Raw genomic sequence first — 20339 nt, 5'->3', positions numbered from 1 at the left:
CCGGACTGTCCGGAATCGGCCCCCTTTCAACCACTCAGGACTGTCGGACTCTTCGTCCGCAATGGGGCCGGCTTCAGACAGGCCGTTTCTGGGGGTGGATTTGGCATTAGCTGTCATCAAATCGCAGACGCCAAAATGCAAAGTCCGGTCATTCGGAGTCTGACTAGTGAGCTTGGGGGCCAATGAGCAGTCCCATTTGCTGCTACGCCAGTCTCCGCCGACTGTTGATGACACAGGCGCCCACGATCAACACGGCGCCTGCCCAAAAGGCCAGGCCCGGTAGTTCGGCGAAGAACACCAAGCCCAGGGCCGCCGCCCAGATCAGGCCGGTATAGTCGACCACAGCGAAGACCGAGACTGGCACCAAACGCAGGCCGCTGATCACCAACACGAAACCGGCAGCGCCCAGAAACCCCACCAACACGGTCTGGCCGACAAGAATGGGGCTGATGCCGGGAAAGGACTGCGCCAATGCCAAAGGCAGGGCCACCAGGGCAGCGACGACCGATTGACCCAGCGTCATCGCCGCCGGTTCTTCCTTGCTCGAATGGTGCTTGAGCAGCGCTAGAATGGTGGCATAGCTGACCGGGGCCAGCAGCGCCGCAGCCCAAGCCAAAAGATCACCCTCCATGCCCGACAACAAGATGGCGCCACCACCCAGAATGATGATAGCCGCGCCGCAGCTGCCGAGCAGCAAGGCCGCCCAGGCCCTGGCATCGAGCTTTTCTTTCAGCACCACGGCGCCAATGAGGGTGACATAGAGGGGGGCCGTCATGCCCAGGGCGGCGACCACGGCCAGCGGCAGATTGGCCACGGCATAAAAGAACATGGTGGCGGTCGCCACAAGCAGGGCACCGCGGATGAGCTGCCGTCCGAGATCTGACAGGCGCGGCCACACCCCGCGGGTTAGGGCAATCCACAGCGCCAGCCAGATGGCGGCGCCGAGAAAGCGCACGAACACCACCTGAAAGGCGGTCAGCTCTGCGCCCAGCGCCTTGGCCACCGCGTCCATACAACACATCAGGGCAATGCCAGCAGCACTGAGAACAAGACCACTGGTGCGCGGGGTCATGAAAGGCTCTTGGAAAGAAAATGACGGGTGCGACCGGGTGGAAAGTCGGCCAGCGCGCCGAAGACGGCATAGCCCGCCTTTTGATAGACGTGCAGACCGTGGGGATTGAAGGTGTCGATATAGGCGCCATGACAGCTCCGGTCGCGGGCTTCCGCCTCCGCCGCCGCCAGCATGCGGCCCGCCAGCCCCTGGCCTCTCATCTCGGCCGAGACCCAGAGCCATTGCACATAGAGCCAACCCCAGGCGGTATAGCCCGAAATGCCGGCCACCATTTCCCCGGCCGCGTCATGTACAAACACTGCCAGCGGCCGCCGCCCGGCCGGACCGACATCGGCCGCATTGAAATCCGTCAGCGCGCTGCCGATCCGCGCCACATCGTCCGGCGCCGGATCGTCGCTGACGCTGATCGCAAGGCCGGTCATGGTCATGCGGCCAGCTCGCCGCCGGTCAGCGGATGCGGCGCCCCGGTGGTGGTGGGCAGGCTGATGGGCAGGCCCCGCAGGACACGCACCGCTAGAAAGGCAAAGCACTCCGCCTCGATGGCATCGCCCCGCCATCCCGCCGCCTCTGCCGGCATGGCCTTAACCCCGGCGCGCGTCCCCAGCATGGCCATGAGGGCCCGATTGTGCCGCCCGCCGCCGCAGACGATCAGCCTTTCGGGGCGCGTGGGAAGGAGATCTAGCCCCTTGCCGACGGCCCCTGCCGTGAATGCGGTGAGAGTGGCCGCGCCAGCTTCGGGAGCCAGCCCTTCGGCCATGCTGGCGAGGAAGTCGAAGCGATCAAGGGATTTGGGATAGGGCGCGGAGAGATAGGGGTGGGTCAACAGTTGACTCAGCCGGGCCTCGTCCACCGTGCCGCGCAGCGCCATATTGCCATTGCGGTCCATGTCGCCCAGGCCCAGCCCCTTGATGAAGTCGTTGATCGGGGCATTGGCGGGGCCGGTATCGAAGGCCACCAGATGATCCTTGCCATCCCAGGTGGTGACATTGGCGACGCCCCCGAGATTGAGCACGGCGGTGCGGCCGTCATCGGCGCCGATCTTGCGGAGCAGCGCCTGGTGGTAGAGCGCCGCAAGCGGCGCGCCCTGCCCCCCGGCCCTCACATCGGCGGAGCGAAAATCATAGGCCACTGGAATGCCGAGCAGCTCGTGCATCAACCTGCCATCGCCCAATTGCCGCGTGGCGCCGACGCGCCCAGGCTGGGGCGCGCGATGCAGCACCGACTGGCCGTGAAAACCGATAACGCCGATATCGGCCGGGGTGAGACCGGCATCCGCGATCAAGTCAGCCACCGCCGCCGACTGGGCGCGGGTGAGTGCCTCTTCAACCTCGGCAAAGATGGCGGGGTCCGGTCCCACGAAATTCCATTTCCGTGCTGCATCCAGGGTGGCCTCGAGCAGAGTGCGGATGCGCTGCGGATAGGGTGCCAGGGTATAGGCGCCAAAGTTCTCCACGGTCTCGCCATCGGTGCGCAGCAGCGCCACGTCGATATTCCCGTCCAGCACCGTTCCCGTCATCAGGCCCACGGCCCAGATCGGCTCCATCCTCGTCTCCCTGGTCTAGTCGGCATTGATCAGATCGCCTACGGCGCGGCGTAGGGCGATGATGCCGCTGTCGAAATGCCGCGTGGGGTGAATGCGGTTGGTCAGCAGCGTCCAGGCATGGCCGCGGGCGAAATCGATCCACAGGCCCGTGCCGGTAAAGCCGGTATGGCCGATAGCATCGGGCGAACAGCTTTCGCCGCCCGACCAGCCCTCATGGGGCCGCTCCCATCCATGGGTACGGCGGGCCGAGAGGGGCTTGCGGATCAGCGCGTCTGGCCCGGCAGATGCGAGCTTGCCCATCGCAAAGTCGAGCAGCCCATCGGCGGTGCCGAAGAGGCCGGCATGCCCTGCCCCCTGGAGCGCCGAGCAATTGTCGTCATGGACTTCACCCACCAGCACGCGGTGGCGCCAATAGCAGTCTTCGGTGGCCGCCGTATCGGGTGGATCAGCCGACCATGCGAAACCGGGGCCGGCGTCCATCGCGCGGATCCACTGCCCCTCGAGACGCTCAAGCGCCAGTCCAAGAAGGATGAAATTGATGTCGGAATAGACCGACGGGCCTGCGGTCCATTCATGCTGCAGCACAAAGGTGCGCAACAGATCCGGATCACGGCCATAGGTATAGAGCGGGAACACTGCCGGGAACGGCGTCTGGTGCCCCAGGCAGTGGCGGAATGTGACCTTGCGCTCCCAATTGTCCGCATTGTACTGGCGGAAATCGGGCAGCACGCTGGTCAGCGGCGCATCAAGGTCGATGTGGCCCGCTTCTGCCAGCGCCAGGGTGCGTTCGGTGGTGAACAGCACCTTGGTCAGCGAGGCCAGGTCGAACCACGTGTCTTCGCGCATGGACCGCCGTTCCGGCACCAATTGCGCCGAACCGACTGCCCGCACCATCCGGTTGCCATCCGCAGTGACCACCCCCAGTACGCCACCGGGTATGCGTCCGGCCTCGACCGAGGCAGACAGGATGGCGAAGGCGGCGTCGAACTGGGCGATGGCGCGGCTCACGTCTGCTCCTCCCGCACGCGATGATCCTGGCCCGCCTCGCGCCAGCGCGCCGGCGGCGGTTCATGTCCCGGCGGGCGCACCAGCGAGGGCACCTGCGTCGCGTCGATGGTGAAATGCTGGTTGCGCCGCTCGATGGCGGGCACTGCCGCGATCAGGCGTTGCGTATAGCTGTGCTGGGGCGTCGACAGGACGGACTTTGCATCACCGATCTCGACGATCTGGCCGGCATACATCACCGCGATCCGATGGGCGATGCGCTCGACCACTGCCATGTCATGGGAGATGAAGAGATAGGCCAGCTTGAACTCATGCTGCAGATCGATCAGCAGTTCGAGCACGCGCGCCTGCACTGAGACGTCGAGCGCCGATACCGCCTCGTCAAGCACCACCACCTCGGGATTGAGCATCAGCGCACGCGCGATGCACAGGCGCTGGCGTTGCCCGCCGGAAAACTGGTGCGGATAGCGGGTCAGCGCATCGGCACTCAGGCCCACCCGCTCGAGCAGGAAACCCATGCGTTCGCGCAGGGCGGAGTCGAGGTGCTGACCATTGGCGATAGCGGGCTCGGCCAGCAGCTCTTCTACATTGAGTCTTGGATTGAGCGATGCGAAGGGGTCCTGAAACACCATCTGGATCGGCCGTCGCGACTGCCCGGCTTTGGTAGCGATTTCGCCACGCTGCCGCGACACGAGGCCCAGCAGGGCTCGTGCTGTGGTCGATTTGCCCGAGCCACTCTCGCCGACGATCGCCAGCGTCTCGCCGGGTAACAGGTCGAAGTCCACGCCATCAACGGCATGCACGGCTCTCCGGCGCCGGAAGAGTCCTTTGCCGATAGGGAAGCGCACAACCAGACCATCGACTGAAACGATCGGCTCCGCTGGGCCACCGCGCTTGGTGTCACTGCGGGCCGCCTTGCCGGCATTGAAATGCGGCACCGCCTTGAGCAGATGCCGAGTATAGTCATGCTGCGGCCTATCGAGCACGGCGCCGGTGTCGTTCTGCTCCACCACCACACCTTGCTGCATCACCATGATCCGATCGGCAATGCCGGCGACGAGCCCGATATCGTGGGTGATGAAGATCATCGCCATGCCGGTCTCGACCCGCAATTCGGCCAGCAACGCCATGATCTGGGCCTGCACTGTCACGTCGAGCGCGGTGGTGGGCTCGTCGGCAATCAACAGGCGCGGGCTGCTGGCCAGCGCCATGGCGATCATCACCCGCTGCCGCATGCCTCCAGAAAGCTGATGCGGATAGTATTCCAGTCGCGCCTTGGCGTCCGGAATACGGACACGATCCAGCACGTCTAGCGCCGCCTGCCGCGCGTCGGCGCCGCGCAGGCCGCGATTGAGCCGGAAGGCCTCCTCGATTTGTGCGCCCACCGTATGCAGGGGGTTCAGCGAGGTCATTGGCTCTTGGAAGATCATGCTGATGTCCCGGCCGCGCACGCCGCGCATGGTCTTCTCGCTGGCCTTTGTCACATCCAGCGACGTGCCGTCGGCGCGCTGCAGGGTAATCGATCCGCCGGTAATTCGGCCGCCGCCGAAATCGATGAGCCGGTTGAGCGAGATTGCCGTGACCGATTTGCCCGAGCCCGATTCCCCGACAATACCCAGGGTCTGTCCCGCCATCAGCTCGAAGCTGACGCCCTTGACCACCTCATTGGCCTGGGCATCGCGGCCGAAGCCGACGCGTAGGTCGTGAGCGGAAAGCAGCGGGGTCATGCTGTCCTCCTCTGCGTGCGCGGATCGAGAATGTCGCGCAGCGCGTCCCCGGTGAGGTTGAAGCCCAAAATGCCGAGCATGATGGTCAAGGCCGGAAATATCATCAGCCACGGCGCCTGTTGCATCAGGTTCTTGCTCTCCGCCAGCATCAGGCCAAGCGATGGCGTCGGCGGCTGGGTGCCGAGTCCGAGGAAGGACAGGCCGGCCTCCGTCAGCAGGGCCCATGCCAGCGCCAGGGTCACCTGCACGGCGAGCGGCGCCACCAGGTTCAGCAGCAGGTGGCGGCTGAGGATGTAGCGCTGCGAGCTGCCAAAAGTGCGTGCAGCATCGACGAAGTCGCGCTGCTTCAGCGACAAAGCAGGGCCCCGCACCACTCGGGCAAAGATCGGCGTATAGACGATGCCGATGGCCAGCACGCTGGTCATCGTGCCCGGCCCAGCAATGGCAATGATCAGCAATGCCAAGAGGATCGCTGGAAAGGCCAGCAGCACGTCCATCAGCCGCATCAGGACGCCGTCCCACAGCGCACCCCACCAGGCCGAGACGAGGCCGATGATGGTTCCGGCAATCGTAGCGAAGGCAACCGAGGCGAAGGCAATGATCATCGACTGGCCGATGCCGACCATCAGCCGGCTCATCGTGTCACGCCCCAGCAGGTCCGTGCCCATCCAGTAGGTGCTGCTGGGCGGCTTTAGCCGATCCAGCATGAACTGCTGCAGCGCGCCATGTGGCGTCAGTCCGGCAGCGCCCAATATCGCGGCAACCAGATAGACCCCGATAATGACCAGCCCGATGCGTCCTGACGGATGACGCAGCAGCGCAACCAGCATAAGGCCCATCAGCGGCTCCCCAGGCGGATGCGTGGATCGAGCGCCACATAGGCGAGATCGACGAGCAGGTTGATGACCAGAAAATTGAATGCAATGAACAATACCGTGCCCTGCACCAGCGCATAGTCACGCTGGGTTATGGCATCGAGCACCAGTCGCCCCAGGCCCGGCAGCGCAAAGATCTGTTCGACGATGACAGCCCCGCCGAGCAAGTAGCCGAATTCAACGCCCGAGAGAGTCACCACCGGGATCAGCGCATTGGGCAGCGCATGGTGCCAGACCACGCTCATGGCCGATGCGCCCTTGGAGCGCGCGGTACGGATATAGTCGTCGCTCAGCACGTCCAGCATTGCAGAGCGCGAAATCCGCGTCACCGACGCAGCAAAGGCAAAGCCCAGCGTCACGGCGGGGAAGAACAATTGCCCAAGGCTCGCCAGTGGATCAACGAAGAGCGGTGTGAAAATACCCATCGATGGCACGACGCCAAAATAGACCGACAGGACATAGATGATCAGGATGCCGATGACGAAACCGGGGATGGACTGGCCCAGCATTGCCAGCACGCGCACCGCAAGGTCGCTCGCCCGCTCATTGCGCGTCGCCGCTAGCACGCCCAGCGGCACGCCGACGCTGAGCGCAATGACCATCGACATCAGCGCCAGCTGCAGGGTGAGCGGGAACCGCTCAAGCACCACGGCGAGCACGGGCTTGGCATAGATTGAGGAAATTCCCAGGTTGCCCTGGAACAGCCCGCCCAGCCAGCGCAGATATTGCGACCAGACCGGCTGGTCGATGCCGAAATACACCGCCAGCGACTGGCGCTGCGCCGGCGTCATCATTCCTGCCTCGGTGCCCAGCATGGCAGTGATGGCGTCGCCCGGGATCAGCCGGATCGACACAAAGACCAGCACCGACGCGCCAAGAAGGATCAGAGGAAACGTCAGCAGCCGCTGCGCCACATAGTTCATGGAACTGCCCGCTTTCGGGGGGGGGCCGGCCCTGGGGCCGGTCCCGGTTCGATTACTGGAGGGTGACCTTGGTCAGGCCGAACAGAGTACCGGTCGGGGAACCTTCATAACCCGAAACCGTCTTGAGCTGCGCGGTATAGCTATAGGCCGTCGAGAGCCAGACCCATGGCGCCTGTTCAGCCAGCCGGTTTTCGAAGGCATGGAAGATTTCGAGGCGCTTGGCCGGGTCGGTCTCAGCCTGACCCTGCTTCAACAGGCTGTCGATTTCGTCATCGACGAAGTTCGATACGGCCTGCAAGTTGCCGTCCTTGGTGAAGTAGCGGTTGTACATCGGATAGGGGTCGGGCCGGCCACCATTTTGCGCCACCGCCATGTCGAAGTCACCCTTGAGCCAGGTGTCGACATAGACGTTGAGCTCCATCAGTTCGATCTGGAGATTGACGCCGATTTCGGCCAGTTGCGCCTGCAACACCTGCGCCTCTGCCGACGCCACCGGCGGCTCGCCGGTCGCGGCGATCACCTTGGCGGTGAAGCCGTCGGCAAAGCCGGCATCGGCCATCAGCTGCTTGGCTTTTTCCACGTCCTGCTCGTAGCAGAACAGGCTGTTCGGGTCCTGGGCGAAAGCTGGCATGGTCAGCGGACCGGTCACGGCACCTTCGCCGGCCAGCGCCGCGTCGATGATGCTCTGGCGGTTGACCGCACAGGAAATCGCCTGGCGCACCATCAGGTTGTCCATCGGCGCGCGGGCCGGGTTGAGCTGGAGCACGTTATAGGCCAGGCCCGTCACGCGGTTGAGCTGCAGGTTGGGCTCGTTGGGCACCATGGTGGCCACCAGCGGGTCGTTGAGCAAGGCAAAGTCGATCTGCCCCGCGCGTAGCGATGCCAGGATGGCCGTTTCGTCAGGCAATACAGTGATGGTGATGCCTTCGATGGCAAGGTCACCGCCGGCCCAGTCGGCATTGGCGCTCAGCACTTCGCTTGCATTGGGCTCCCAGGAATCGAGCTTGAACGGGCCCGACCCCAGAGCGGTGGTGCCGATGCTGCCCGCCTCGATCTCGCTGGCTGGCACGATGGCGGCATTGATCGTCGCCATGGCGACGAGGATCGGCACGTCGGCGGTGCTGAGGTTGAACACCACAGTCTCAGCGTCGGGCGTATCGATGCTCTCGATCGAGAGGAAGTTCGAGCGCGCGGCGGCGGCAGTCTCTTCATCGAGCAGGCGCTCGAACGACGCCTTGACGTCAGCCGGAGTCACCTGTGCTCCGTTAGTGAACTTGGCATTGGGGTCGAGTTTGAAGGTCAGGGTCTTGGCGTCAGGGGCGAATTCCCAGCTGGTGGCAATCGCCGGGACGACATTGAGATCGGTGTCGAGCCGCACCAGCGGCTCATAGATCAGCTCGAGCAGGCGCAGCGACGAGAACGCCGTCTGCTTGTGTGGATCAAGACCAGTGGCGTCCTGCGACCAGGCCATGCGCAGGCTTGCCGCCTGGGCTGGTACGGCCAGCGCGACGCTAGACAAAGCCGTGGCAACGGCCAGGCCAGCGAGAAGTTTACGCGAATTCGTCCAGTGCATTTGGTATCCCTCCTGTGAAAACATGCCTGCCGGTACTCCGGCAGGATTGGAAACCGCCGTTAGGTGCCGCCCTCGATGGCGCGGCGCAGAAAGCCACCGGCCGATTTAAGGCTTGCGCCCGCCGCCCCGACATCGAGGCCGGTCAGTTGCACGAGAATGGCGAGCTTGACGTCGTTATGGGTCTTTCCCAGCACCGCCTCAGCTTCGGGCGCGCTGCAATCGGTGGCCTGCATGACGATGCGCACGGCGCGGGCCAGCAGCTTCTTGTTGCTGGCATTCAGGTCCACCATCAGGTTCTGATAGGTTTTGCCGATGCGGATCATGCTGGCTGTGGTCAGCATGTTAAGTACCAGTTTCTGTGCCGTCCCAGACTTGAGACGGGTCGAGCCGGTTAAGGCCTCGGGCCCGACGACGGGCGAGATAGCAATATCGGCGATCTGCGCGATGGTGGAGCCGGGATTGCAGGACAGCGCAACCGTCACCGCGCCCACCGCGTGCGCATGGTTGAGCCCGCCGATGACATAGGGCGTACGACCGCTGACCGCGATGCCGACCACGACGTCGCGCGCCGTTAAGTCGATAGCCGTAAGGTCTGCTGCCCCATCCTCGGCACGATCCTCGGCGCCTTCGGTGGCGCGCATCAGCGCATCGGGACCACCAGCAATGAGCCCCACGACCATACCATAGGGCACGCCAAAGGTTGGCGGACATTCCGATGCGTCGAGCACGCCCAAACGTCCACTGGTACCGGCGCCCAAATAGATCAACCGGCCGCCTTGGCCAAAGGCGGTGACGGTCGCATCGACCGCGCGCTCGATCTGCGGGATGACCTCCTGCACGGCGTGGGCGACGCTGGCATCTTCGTTGTTGATAGTGGTCAGGATTTCGCGGGTCGACATCATGTCGATCCCCATCGTGCCGGGATTGCGCCCCTCGGACACCAGCAGGTCCAGTTCGCTCATCAGGGCCCGCTGTCCGTCGAAAGCGATGCTCATGCTGTCGATGCGCCGAGCTGGGCCGAGCGGGGGGGGCAGAACCATCGATCATCCTTTAGATCTGGACCGGTCTGGGCGGGAGACTAGAAAGGACGGGGCAGATGTGTCAATGATTTTCAGAAATTGAAGATTTCCTGAATATTTGTTTCAGCGCCATTACAGTTGCTCGTCGCAGGCCTGCGACTCATGCATGAAAGGCATCTGAACGGGGGAGGTGGCCAGCTTGGGAATACAATCGACCATCGAGGCGTCGTCCGACAAGCTCACCCCGGCCATGGAACGGGTCGCTTCCGTTATCCGCCACAATCCCGGCGTGGTCCTTGATATGACCATTTCGGACCTTGCCGCTGCCTGCCTTACTTCTGTCGCGACCGTGGTCCGCTTCTGCCGAATGCTGGGCCTGTCGGGCTACGCGCAACTGCGCATGTCGCTGGCAACCGAGCTTGGGCGCGAAGCCGCCCAGTTTGGCGGCGGGATCACGCTGGGCGCAGAAATCGCACGCTCCGACACCTTGCAAGAAATGGCGTCAAAACTGGCGTCACTGGAAATGCTGGCCATCGAGGAGACCGTGACCAGCCTCGATTTTGACGCCCTCGGGCGCGTCGTCACCGCCCTGGACAGCGCCAACCGTATCCTGCTGTTCGGCATCGGTGCCAGCCATTTCGTGGCTCAGGACCTGCACCACAAGCTGTTCCGCATCGGGCGCAATGCGTTCCTGTTGGCCGATTCCCATGAGGCCTGGTCGGCCGCCCTGCTCTCGCCCGCGGGCACAGTGGCACTGGGCTTTTCTCACTCGGGCAGCACTGCCGACACCGTGCGTTATATCGAGATCGCCCGGGAGGCGGGGGCGCTGACAGTGGCCGTCACTGGGTCGCCCGGTTCACCGCTGGCAGAAGCGGCCCAGGAGCGCCTCATCAGCCATGCGCGCGAAAGCCGGCTGCGCGCTGGCGCCATGGTAAGCCGCATCGCGCAGCTAACCATTGTCGACTGCTTGTTTTTGGGGGTCGCCCGGCAGAGCTATGACGAAACGGTCAATGCCCTGCTCAAGACACGCGACGTGACACACCCGCGTTAATCAGTCCACCCTGGCGGAGCGCGGGGCCGAGAGCACGGCCGCGCGTGCGGATCAGTCGGGCGGTTGGCAATCGACAACGTAGGGTAAGCGTCTGGTTTTTCCCGCTGTCAGAATCGGACCGTCCGCTTTCAGGAAATCGAAAAGCCTGCCCGAACGTCTGAAATGGGGCGCAAAGGTGCCGATATGCCCCCTTCTAGGTCATGTCCGGTTCGGGCAGCGGCCGCAGCATGGTAATGGCCGAAATGGGGCGCTTCGCCGACTGGACATATGACCGCCGGCGAAACGCTGAACACTAGATCTCGGTCGCCTCGGACAATGAGAGGGCGTCGTCGACGTCCACGCCCAGATAGCGGACTGTGTTCTCTATGACCGAGCAGTATCTGGATAGCTCGCAAATTGCCCGTTGCCTTATAGATCAGCGACGCCTTGGTGCGGCGGAGCGAGTGAGTGCCGTACTCCTCAGGCGTCAGGCCGATAGCTTTCACCCATTCATCGACCAGCCTTGCATATTGACGGGTGCTCAAGTGACCATGCGCAATAACACGGCTTGGAAAGGCGAAGTCATCGACCGTGCCGCCTCGTCTTTCGAGCCAGGCGAGCAGGCTGGTTCTTGTGTCAGAGGTGTTTTCAAATTGAACAGGTCTGCCCGTTTTCTGCTGGATCACAATCGATTTGGACCGGATGGCCGGTCCAGCCACAGTGCGCCGATCTTGACCTTCACTAGATCGCAGCCTCGAAGCTTGCTGTCGATAGCGAGATCAAAGAGCGCCCGGTCTCTCATCCGGCCTTCTCGGTCGAGAAAGAAGCGGATCGACCAGATCTGCCTGATCTTTAGGGCGCGTTTGGCTCCAACCTGCCTGCCGGCATTCCATGCAGGCCTCCCTGCTGCAGCAGGGTCGTACTGTGAGATACCCATCACTCTTCTCCATCGACCAAAGCGGCCGTGGGAGGAACGACTATGGCAACCTCACTGGCGGCGGAGCTTCCGGAAATTCAAGGCCATGCAAAGTGTGGCAAAGGGCGGCAAAACGCCCACCTTTCCGGACGGGTCGGGCAGGGTTTGGCGAGCGATCTGGGCTAATTGTGGACAACACGAGGGCTGGAAGCCCTGTCATGTATTGCCATGAAGGCTCCGTGGATACTGGCAGGGACGCTTGGGAATGCAAGTAGGTCCGAAAACTCTACGCGCTGCGCCCCTCCCAGCCTTTGGCATGCTCCTGTTGGACGCAGATATTACATGCCAACCGCGATAAGGTGTAAGTGCACCTCGAAGAAAATGGCCAACCTTAGGGCCTAACTAAACATGGACCCCAGGGTGAGCGCTGCTACAGCGCCGGCAGCCAATCCAAGAATTGCCGCGAACCAGACACGATACCCTGAGAGGTACATCGCTATGAGCTGATGCGGGGGAAAGGCGCCGATCTGCGTCAGGATGGTCAGCATATCGGAGGAGATCCACTCCTCGGCTATCTTGCCATCGGCGATGCGGTAGAACTCGTAGCTGTCGTACGACACCTTCTTGCCGGTGGCGGCATTTCCAAGGAAATCGCCATTGTGCGTCCCAGTGAAGCGGAACCGCACCGCAACGCGGTCGCCACTTGCGAACATATCCTCCTCGACGAACTTGATGTCGGGAAACGCTTTGAAGAATATCTCGGCATTCTTGCGCCAAGCGTCGGGGCCACGCATCTGGTACGGTACGCCAGCCAAGTTTATGATGAAGTCGGGCGTCATAAACGATATGCAGGTGTCGATGTCCTTCCTCGCCAAGGCGGCAAAGGCGTTCCTCATAATCTCGATGTTTTCGTTGGCCGACGTTACCTTCATCGAGCACTCCAGGTTGACACTTAATTGAGCAGCACACATAGTGTATAATATGCACGATGATGATCATACGGCGAAATGTAGCGACACGCTGTCGCAGCTCCTTCTCGTTACGACGCTGATGGAGGAGGACATGGAGAGTGGCCTCGCCGATCGGGGCCTGACGCTGACCAGGGCTCAGGTGCTCTGGTTCCTCGGCGAAGCCACGCAGATGACGCAGCGGGACCTTGCTGCCCAACTCAAGGTCACTCCACGCAATGTGACCACATTGATCGATGCCCTCGAGCAAACCGGATTTGCGAAGCGCACCGCACATCCCACCGACAGACGGGCGATACTGGTCGTTCTGACAGGAAAGGGTCAGCAAGCATTCTCCACTTTGAAGGCGGAGACCACCGAGTTTGCCAAGCAGCTCTTCGGCCACCTGTCCGTAGCGGAACTTGACGCGTTCTCGAAGATATTGGGGCAAGTGAGCAGCAAGTTGACCGAGATCGCCAAGGCGGATCCGAACCGGTGACGAGCCTATAGCCTGAAGCGCGTCGGCTGCCGATGTTGTCGAGGCGGGAATGTGTCATCTGCCCCCGGCAAGCATAGCAGTCCGACCCCGATCGAAGGTCCGGGCTTTGAACTCGATCATGCAAGGGCCGACCGGTCGAGCCCTTGCAGTGCCCGGTTTCCGGCGACTGGACAGTCGGTGGCACGAGGTCCTGGTCGGAAGGGTGCCGAGGACAGCCGCCGCCCAGGCCATCCCGTGGGGCGCCCGCCCAGTTGAACAAGATGGGAATGCTCGAACGCCTTATCGCATCATGGCGACGGTGTATTCAGTTCGTCCCTGGGATGCCGGGCAGTTCCAGGCTGTCGTGCTGCGGCGCAGCGTGGGGCTATGGAAAATCGTTCATGAGCACGCCAGTTTTCCGATGGCAATGGACGGAAGTGGCCGCGCGGTAACGGATCTTCTTCCATGACTGGGACTAGCCAAGAACGGGCCTCAAGGGCAGAAATAGGGGCACCGATGCTGGCACCCGATAGCGAACGGCGGATGCAGCTTTTAGGATGTCGAACCCTGAGGCCCGTACGACAAAATGAGGTCGACTGCTGTCGAGCAGGAAAAGCGCTCAGCACCGTGCAAACGTGGGTCAAACTCAAGCCGTCGTGGCGACGCGGCTGCGTTCTGGGAGAGGGATATTAAGGCTGAAAACATCATCGGTCCGATCAGCGTCGTCGAGAAGCCAGATCGGCGATACGTGGGCATCCGCCTGCATACTCCGTTCTCAGGCATGTTTGCAGTTGCGACCCGTGCGCTCAAGGCGTTGCGGACCTGGAGCAAGGCCACCGGTACGCAGGAGGACGGTCCTTACTTCCTGCGCTACTACCACTGCGACATGAACGCTGTCATGGAGATCGAGGCGGGCTTTCTCACCGACGCGGCGGCGCCGGAAATTCCGTGATCACGCCCGGCCTGCTCCCCGGTGGCCGCTACGCTTCGCTGGTTTATCGAGGCAATGGGCTGCGCGGCAACCAGGCTCTCATGCAATGGGGCCGCGAGACCTGCACTGCGTTCGAGCCCATCGATCCAGGGTTGTCGGAGTCCTATGTCAGCCGCTACGAGGCCTACCTGACCGACTATCGCGTGGAGCCCCGCAAGCTCCTCTGGGACGTAGAGCTTTCGATCAAGATCACAGGCTAGCGCCTTGGTGATCCATGGCTGTCCATGCTGTCCATGTCCGGTGCTCGTGGCCACATCGGGCGTTTCTGCTGGTTACTCGCCAATGGCAGCTTGGGCCAATTCAGGCACCAGTTTTCACCAGCAGTATGGCCGCCACTTGCCTGAAGGTACCATGAACTGAAGGAATGCCTCCCGGCCCTGACGAGACGATCATCCAGCGTCCGCATTGATTGTCTGGGCATCAAAAAACTGCCTGTCCCCTCCACCCGATTTGAGCCGTCTGCCGCACCTTTGGGGACGGCAGCTTTTGGGGAAATCGCCAAGGCTACTTGAACGGCCGAAATGGGGCGCTAAGCAGAAGGGCAGGCCGAAGCTGACTGATTGTTTCAGAAGGGTTGGGACCTGGCCGGGGGCCATTGTGGCAGTGAAACGTTCTAACCACGTGCGGCGCCGATTGGTACGTCCCACGTGGACTGGCTACGATTGCGCCCTCGGCTTCTTCAAGATTTCCTCGACCAACTCATACACATTGATGTCTCGATCAAGGGCCTCCATTTTGAGATCTTTGATCAACGAAGGTTCGAGGTAGACCACGAGCGGTCGCCGACCATCTTTGCGTGGTGGCGTGCGAGGCGCGCCAGCTTCCGTGTCAGTGGGCACCGATAAAGGATCTCGGGCGGGTTTTCGCATGGGTGCGGCCTCTGTGTGCAGGCGGTCTTCTGTGAGCAACGTGCCACCATCTTGTTCAGACTCGTCAAGGGAGACCGGCCTCGCCAAGAGCCAAAGGGCCGTTTGAGAGAGTTATGCTCGGCTGGGGCATCGCACCTCAAGGACAGAAGGTCTGCTTTTGCAGCGTGCTTTTTTCGATCCAAATTTGGTTAGCTGATTGAATCCGCTGACTGCGAGGCGCCGTTTTGGTTGGCCAAAAGGGAATCTTTTGGTGACCAGATCAAAAAAAACCAACACTTGAAGACCCATTGACGATCGCCGTTCATTGGGCGTATCTCCGGTCTCAGGACATCTCGCCCTAACGCGAGACGCATAGACCTGGGAGGGTCGCTTGATATGGCTGCAATGCCACTGATCGCGCCGGCGGTGAAACCGGCAAACCCAAATTTTTCGTCGGGCCCCTGTGCCAAGCGTCCTGGCTGGACGGTTGAGGCGCTGGCCAATGCGCTGGTCGGCCGGTCGCACCGCTCCAAGCCGGGCAAGGCCCGCATCCAGCGCGCCATCGACCTGACGCGCGAACTGCTCGAAGTCCCAGCCGACTACCGGATCGGCATCGTCCCCGCGTCCGATACCGGCGCCGTCGAAATGGCCATGTGGGGCATGTTGGGTGCCCGTGGCGTCGACATGCTGGCCTGGGAAAGCTTCGGCGAGGGCTGGGTCACCGATGTGAGCAAGCAGCTCAAGCTCGACGACGTTCGCATTCTCAAGGCGCCCTATGGCGAAATTCCCGATCTCGGCCAGGTCGATTTCGGCCGCGATGTAGTCTTCACCTGGAATGGCACGACCTCGGGCGTGCGCGTCGAGAATGGAGACTGGATCGCGGCGGACCGCAAGGGCCTCACGATCTGTGACGCGACCTCGGCCGCCTTTGCGCAGAACCTCGATTTCGCCAAGCTCGATGTCGTCACGTTCTCCTGGCAGAAGGCGCTGGGTGGAGAAGGCGCACATGGCGTGCTGATCCTGTCGCCGCGCGCCGTCGAACGGCTGGAGACGTTCAAGCCCGATCGGCCGCTGCCCAAGATTTTCCGCCTGACCAAGGGCGGCAAGCTGCTTGAGGAAGTCTTCGAGGCGGCGACGATCAACACGCCGTCGATGATCTGCATTGAAGATGCCATCGACGCCATGGAATGGGGCAAGTCGCTGGGCGGCCTCAAGGCCATGCAGGCCCGCGCCGACGCCAATTTCAACGTATTGGCCGACTGGGTCGCCAAGACCGACTGGGTCGACTTCCTGGGCAAGGTCCCGGCCAACCGCTCCAATACATCGGTGTGCTTCTCGATCGTTGATCCTGCAGTGACGGCGCTTGATGCCGACAAGCAGGCGGCGTTCGCCAAGGCTATCGTGTCGCGTCTGGATAAGGCCAGTGTGGCTTATGACATCGGTGCCTACAAGGACGCTCCGTCAGGCCTGCGCATTTGGGCCGGCTCGACGGTAGAGACGTCGGATCTGGCAGCATTGGTGCCGTGGCTGGATTATGCGTTTGCTGAAGAACTGACCGCCTTGAACAAGGCTGCTGCTTAACTGCTCCACCCCCACCCAACCTCCCCCTTAAGGGGGAGGGGGCTGATCGAGTTTCGGGCAACATGCTGCCCCGAACGCGGAGCCACTCCTCCCCCTCCTTCAGGGGGAGGCTAGGGTGGGGGTTCTCTCCACACACTCATTCATCAGGAGGGCTCCTATGCCCAAGGTTCTCGTTTCCGACAAGCTCAGCCCTACCGCCGTCCAGATCTTCAAGGACAACGGTGTCGAGGTGGATTATCTGCCCGATCTGGGCAAGGACAAGGACAAGCTGCTCGCCGTGATCGGCCAGTATGATGGTCTGGCCATCCGCTCGGCCTCCAAGATCACCGAAAAGATCATCGCTGCTGCTGACAATCTCAAGGTGATCGGCCGCGCCGGTATCGGTGTCGACAATGTCGACATTCCGGCGGCGACCAAGAAGGGCATTATCGTGATGAACACGCCCTTCGGCAATTCCATTACAACGGCCGAGCATGCCATTGCCATGATGATGGCTTTGGCCCGCCAACTGCCGGAGGCCGATGCATCGACCCGCGCCAGCAAGTGGGAAAAGAACCGCTTCATGGGCGTCGAAGTCACCAACAAGACGCTAGGTCTGATCGGCGCCGGCAATATCGGCTCGATCGTCGCCGATCGCGCCATTGGTCTGCGCATGAAGGTCATTGCCTTCGACCCGTTCCTCACCCCGGAACGCGCGCAGACGCTCGGCGTCGAAAAGGTCGAGCTCGACGATCTGTTGGCACGCGCCGATTTCATCACGCTGCATACGCCGCTGATCGATGCCACGCGCAACATCATCAGTGCCGAGGCCCTCAGAAAGACCAAGAAGGGCGTGCGTATCATCAATTGCGCGCGCGGTGGTCTCATCGACGAGACGGCTCTGTATGATGCGCTTAAGTCTGGCCAGGTGGCCGGTGCGGCGCTGGACGTGTTTCTTGAAGAGCCGGCCGAGAACAATCCGCTGTTCGATCTGCCCAATGTGATCTGCACGCCCCATCTTGGCGCTGCAACCACCGAAGCGCAGGAAAACGTCGCCCTGCAGGTTGCCGAGCAAATCTCGGCCTATCTGATGAGCGGCGAAATCACCAATGCGCTCAATTTCCCGTCGATCTCGGCCGAGGAAGCACCCATCCTGACGCCATGGGTCAAGCTGGCCGAAGCGCTGGGCTCCTTCGCTGGCCAGCTCACCGAAACCGCCATCACCGGGATCAAGATCGAGTTCGAGGGCAATGTCGCCGACCTCAACGTCAAGCCGATGATTGCCGCTACCATCAATGGCGTGCTCAAGCCGTCGCTGGGCGATATCAACATGGTCTCGGCACCGCAGATCGCCAAGGATCGCGGGATTTCCGTGGAGACCACGACCCGTGACCGCCAGGGGGCCTATGAGGGCTACATTCGTCTGACGGTGACCACCGAGCGTCAGGTCCGCGGCGTTGCCGGCACGATTTTTGCCAACGGCAAGCCACGCATAATCCAGGTCAAGGATATCAACATGGAGGCCGAACTGACGCCATCCATGCTCTATGTGACCAACGAGGACAAGCCGGGCCATATCGGCCGTCTCGGCACGCTGCTCGGCAAGCTCGGCATCAACATCGCCAACTTCAACCTCGGCCGCGCCGATGTCGGAGCCGATGCGATCGCGCTGGTGTCGATCGATGGCACGCTGACCGACCCGCAACTGGCGGAGATCGCCGCGCTCGAAGGCGTCAAGCAAGCTAAGGCGCTGCGGTTCTAGGCATTTCCTGACTCCGGCCCGGGTGGTGCGCACACCCCCGGGCCATCATGCCACCAAGGCTTAACCCTCTGGGCAGCCAGTGATTTGACGCCTCGATACCTTGTGCCAAAGGTGGTGCAGGAGGGGCCTCATGATTTCACTGATGCGCTACTGCGTTTCTCTGGCACTCGGCACAATGGGTGCTCTAGCCGGGCTGGGCGTTCTGGCCTATGGCCTCGTGCACTTTGTCGGCGCACTGTTCATCGCAACAACGATGGCGGGTTCTGACCTGCCGCATAGCGGCTTTCGTGGCGACATGGCGACCCTGGTCGTGGCGCAACACCTCCTGCCTATCATGTTCGGCATTGCAATTGTTGCCGTCGCTGTCGCCTTCATGCTGGCGCGTATCCGCGCCGGCTTGCCCGATGATGAGGAGGGCGTCGGCACGACAACGCCAACCCGGCTGCTGTCGCTCTGCATCTATAGCGCTGGGACCCTCTACGGCGCCTATGGGCTGACCTTCGGCATCGGTCCGCTGGTCGATGATTATCGGTTGGCCGAGCAGGGGCGGACGGTTGTTGCCCAGATATTGAGCGCAGAGCCTGCCCCCGATATCGGCCCAGATATCCGACGAATTCACTATCAGTTCTTGACCGAGGACGGTCAGATCGTCACCGGCACGGCAAACCAGTTCGAGTACACCGCGCCGCGGACGGTCAAGGCTGGTGCCGCCGAGGTCACCTACGACCCGCTCGATCCATCGCGAAGCGAGCTGGATTTCTCGTTCTCATTACAGTTCGCTCTCTACTTCGTTGCTGCCCAGCTCGTGTTCCTGATCCTGGGAATTTGGGGATTCGCCAAAAGCGCGCAGGCATTGCGCGATTCGATTCCGCCACCTGCTGCGCCAACGCGCCCCGTTCGCCCGCCGGTTATTTCAGCATCTCCGGTCGCAGCACCGCGTTCGACAGCAAGGGGGCAGTTCGGTCGGCGCGGCACCTAGATCTGCCTGCCTCGCGCGGTCCATTCCGCCAGAACGATACCCCCGACGATGATGATCGCTGCGATGTAGTGGTAAAGCTCCAGCCGCTCGCCCAGGATGATGACCGAGCCCAACGCACCGAATACCGGGATCAGGTTATGGCTCGGTGCAGCCCGGTTTGGGCCGACCAGTTCGACGCCACGCGCATAGAAGACCTGGCTGAACATGGATGGGAAGATCATCACGTAGATGATGACGGCCCAAACGGTGGGCGACATCTGCGGGATGGTGGCGAACGAAGCTATGCCATTCCCGAAAAGCTGCAACATGATCAGCCCGGTCAGAGCCGCGCCGGAGAAGGCGACGGCCATGAAGCTCATCATGTGGACATTGGGGCGGTACTTCAGGGCCAGCGTGTAGGCGGTGTAGGCGAGGCAGGCCAGAATAACAAAGCCGTCGCCGACATTGATGTCGAGGCCGAGGATGCGGCCGAGGTCGCCATGCGTGGCAGTCAGCATGACGCCCATGATGGCGATGATGACGCCCGCGATCTGGAGCGGTTTCACGCGGGTGCGGAAAACAATGAAGTTGGCGGCAAGAATCATCATGGGCAGGGCTGCCTGGACGATAGCGGCGTTCACGCCAGTGGTTGTGCTCAGTCCCACATAGAGCAGCACGTTGAAGAGTGCATAGCCGATGGCGCCGAACGCCATGAGGAGCGGCCAAGTGCGGCTGATGACCGGCCAGTCCGCTTTCAAAAATCGCCATGAAAACGGCAGAATGAACAGTGTTGCGCCGACGCAGCGGGCCGCCAGCAGCAGGAACGGGTCGATCTCGCCGACGACCAGCTTGGCGGCCACGACATTGCCGCCCCAGAACAGCGGCGCCAGAATCAGCAGCAGGTATGGTTGGTCGAGCAGGCGGGCCGATATGCCGCGATTTTCGTTGGTCTGCGGCTTTGTCATCGTCTTCAGGGTGATGTATGGACAGTCGGACTTAGCAGTTATTCGGCCACGATCAAAATCACACCCAAGGTGGCCGGGGGGACAGACGTCCAAGTGGGGAAGGGTGCGGCGCTGGACGCCGGGCCCTTTGTGTCGCGCCTATCCTGG

Annotated in this window: 18 protein-coding genes and 1 pseudogene; 7 read left to right on the top strand and 12 right to left on the bottom strand. The window is 62.2% G+C overall.

What is annotated here, in order from left to right:
- Nucleotides 1–202 precede the first annotated feature (202 nt).
- The 9 genes from IM737_RS08535 to murQ are packed head-to-tail and all read right to left on the bottom strand — an operon-like array spanning nucleotide 203 to nucleotide 9713.
- Nucleotides 203–1072: a DMT family transporter gene (locus tag IM737_RS08535; RefSeq protein ID WP_236899492.1), complete on the bottom strand. Its 870-nt coding sequence runs from the start codon at nucleotides 1070–1072 to the stop codon at nucleotides 203–205.
- The gene (locus tag IM737_RS08530; protein ID WP_236899491.1) at nucleotides 1069–1500 is read right to left on the bottom strand and encodes a GNAT family N-acetyltransferase; all 432 of its coding nucleotides are present in this window, start codon (nucleotides 1498–1500) and stop codon (nucleotides 1069–1071) included. Before IM737_RS08530 ends, IM737_RS08535 begins: the two co-directional genes overlap by 4 nt.
- On the bottom strand, nucleotides 1497–2615 hold the full coding sequence (locus IM737_RS08525; RefSeq protein WP_236899490.1) for an anhydro-N-acetylmuramic acid kinase: 1119 nt from the start codon (nucleotides 2613–2615) through the stop codon (nucleotides 1497–1499). Before IM737_RS08525 ends, IM737_RS08530 begins: the two co-directional genes overlap by 4 nt.
- Nucleotides 2616–2630: 15 nt before the next feature.
- Nucleotides 2631–3623: a serine hydrolase domain-containing protein gene (locus IM737_RS08520; RefSeq protein WP_236899489.1), complete on the bottom strand. Its 993-nt coding sequence runs from the start codon at nucleotides 3621–3623 to the stop codon at nucleotides 2631–2633.
- Nucleotides 3620–5347 (bottom strand): ABC transporter ATP-binding protein, encoded by a 1728-nt coding sequence (locus IM737_RS08515; RefSeq protein WP_236899488.1) that lies wholly within the window; start codon nucleotides 5345–5347, stop codon nucleotides 3620–3622. Before IM737_RS08515 ends, IM737_RS08520 begins: the two co-directional genes overlap by 4 nt.
- Nucleotides 5344–6186: an ABC transporter permease gene (locus IM737_RS08510; RefSeq protein ID WP_236899487.1), complete on the bottom strand. Its 843-nt coding sequence runs from the start codon at nucleotides 6184–6186 to the stop codon at nucleotides 5344–5346. The genes IM737_RS08515 and IM737_RS08510 overlap by 4 nt, the downstream gene beginning before the upstream one ends.
- Nucleotides 6186–7145 carry an ABC transporter permease gene (locus tag IM737_RS08505; protein ID WP_236899486.1) on the bottom strand — a complete coding sequence of 320 codons (960 nt, stop codon included), beginning with the start codon at nucleotides 7143–7145 and terminating at the stop codon, nucleotides 6186–6188. Before IM737_RS08505 ends, IM737_RS08510 begins: the two co-directional genes overlap by 1 nt.
- 52 nt (nucleotides 7146–7197) lie before the next feature.
- Nucleotides 7198–8718, bottom strand: a complete 1521-nt coding sequence (locus tag IM737_RS08500; RefSeq protein WP_236899485.1) for an ABC transporter substrate-binding protein — start codon at nucleotides 8716–8718, stop codon at nucleotides 7198–7200.
- Nucleotides 8719–8777: 59 nt separating this feature from the next.
- Nucleotides 8778–9713, bottom strand: coding sequence for an N-acetylmuramic acid 6-phosphate etherase (gene murQ, locus IM737_RS08495; protein WP_236899892.1), 936 nt, complete (start codon nucleotides 9711–9713; stop codon nucleotides 8778–8780).
- Between the two features lie 223 nt (nucleotides 9714–9936).
- Here murQ and IM737_RS08490 point away from each other — a divergent pair, with 223 nt between their 5' ends.
- On the top strand, nucleotides 9937–10788 hold the full coding sequence (locus IM737_RS08490) for a MurR/RpiR family transcriptional regulator (protein WP_236899484.1): 852 nt from the start codon (nucleotides 9937–9939) through the stop codon (nucleotides 10786–10788).
- Between the two features lie 292 nt (nucleotides 10789–11080).
- Here IM737_RS08490 and IM737_RS08485 read toward each other — a convergent pair.
- Nucleotides 11081–11704: pseudogene (locus IM737_RS08485) on the bottom strand (tyrosine-type recombinase/integrase).
- A gap of 377 nt (nucleotides 11705–12081) precedes the next feature.
- Nucleotides 12082–12615 carry an ester cyclase gene (locus IM737_RS08480; RefSeq protein ID WP_236899483.1) on the bottom strand — a complete coding sequence of 178 codons (534 nt, stop codon included), beginning with the start codon at nucleotides 12613–12615 and terminating at the stop codon, nucleotides 12082–12084.
- Between the two features lie 49 nt (nucleotides 12616–12664).
- Between IM737_RS08480 and IM737_RS08475 the strand changes: the two genes are divergently transcribed.
- From IM737_RS08475 to IM737_RS08450, 6 genes are all read left to right on the top strand, one after another.
- Nucleotides 12665–13129, top strand: a complete 465-nt coding sequence (locus IM737_RS08475; RefSeq protein ID WP_236899482.1) for a MarR family winged helix-turn-helix transcriptional regulator — start codon at nucleotides 12665–12667, stop codon at nucleotides 13127–13129.
- Between the two features lie 760 nt (nucleotides 13130–13889).
- Nucleotides 13890–14060, top strand: coding sequence for a hypothetical protein (locus tag IM737_RS08470; RefSeq protein WP_236899481.1), 171 nt, complete (start codon nucleotides 13890–13892; stop codon nucleotides 14058–14060).
- On the top strand, nucleotides 14057–14299 hold the full coding sequence (locus tag IM737_RS08465) for a hypothetical protein (protein ID WP_236899480.1): 243 nt from the start codon (nucleotides 14057–14059) through the stop codon (nucleotides 14297–14299). Before IM737_RS08470 ends, IM737_RS08465 begins: the two co-directional genes overlap by 4 nt.
- A gap of 1053 nt (nucleotides 14300–15352) precedes the next feature.
- Nucleotides 15353–16528 (top strand): phosphoserine transaminase, encoded by a 1176-nt coding sequence (locus tag IM737_RS08460; RefSeq protein ID WP_236899891.1) that lies wholly within the window; start codon nucleotides 15353–15355, stop codon nucleotides 16526–16528.
- Between the two features lie 157 nt (nucleotides 16529–16685).
- Nucleotides 16686–18269: a phosphoglycerate dehydrogenase gene (serA, locus tag IM737_RS08455; RefSeq protein ID WP_236899479.1), complete on the top strand. Its 1584-nt coding sequence runs from the start codon at nucleotides 16686–16688 to the stop codon at nucleotides 18267–18269.
- 130 nt (nucleotides 18270–18399) lie between these two features.
- Complete coding sequence (locus IM737_RS08450; RefSeq protein WP_236899478.1) at nucleotides 18400–19248, top strand: DUF3592 domain-containing protein; 849 nt, start codon at nucleotides 18400–18402, stop codon at nucleotides 19246–19248.
- On the opposite strand, the gene IM737_RS08445 is transcribed toward IM737_RS08450, so the two are convergent.
- Nucleotides 19245–20192: a DMT family transporter gene (locus IM737_RS08445; protein WP_236899477.1), complete on the bottom strand. Its 948-nt coding sequence runs from the start codon at nucleotides 20190–20192 to the stop codon at nucleotides 19245–19247. The genes IM737_RS08450 and IM737_RS08445 overlap by 4 nt on opposite strands.
- Nucleotides 20193–20339: the final 147 nt, after the last annotated feature.

The sequence above is a fragment of the Devosia sp. SL43 genome (assembly GCF_021729885.1).
Lineage (GTDB): Bacteria > Pseudomonadota > Alphaproteobacteria > Rhizobiales > Devosiaceae > Devosia.
This window is presented reverse-complemented; position numbering and strand designations above follow the sequence as displayed.